At 66.7% G+C, this 501-nt stretch carries 1 protein-coding gene; it reads left to right on the top strand.

Annotated features, from left to right (window positions below):
- The coding region (locus RM780_RS27630) for a cell division protein SepF (RefSeq protein WP_311633640.1) at nucleotides 1-501 on the top strand (501 nt) is incomplete at both ends.

The raw sequence follows: 501 nt of genomic DNA on the forward strand, positions 1-501 counted from the left end.
ATGCGCAAGATGGCGGTCTACCTCGGCCTCGTGGAGGACGATGGGTACGACGGCCGGGGCTTCGACCCCGATGACGACTTCGAGCCCGAGCCGGAGCCCGAGCGGCGTCGGCACCAGCCGCCGCACCAGGTGGAACGCGAGCGTGAGCGCGAGCGCGAAAGGGACGAACCGGTACGAGTAGTGCAACCGCCCGCCCAGCGCGAGCCGGTTCAGCTCCCCGCGGAAAGCGCGCGACCCGCCCGGATCGCCCCCGTGGCATCCATCACACCCGAACGTCCGAACATGGAGAAGAACGCACCGGTGATCATGCCCAAGGTCGTGTCCGAGCGGGAGCCGTACCGCATCACCACGCTGCACCCCAGGACCTACAACGAGGCCCGTACCATCGGGGAACACTTCCGTGAGGGCACTCCGGTGATCATGAATCTCACGGAGATGGACGATACGGACGCGAAGCGACTTGTCGACTTTGCCGCAGGACTCGTCTTCGGGCTCCATGGC

It is taken from the genome of Streptomyces boetiae (genome assembly GCF_031845405.1).
Taxonomy (GTDB): Bacteria; Actinomycetota; Actinomycetes; order Streptomycetales; family Streptomycetaceae; genus Streptomyces; species Streptomyces boetiae.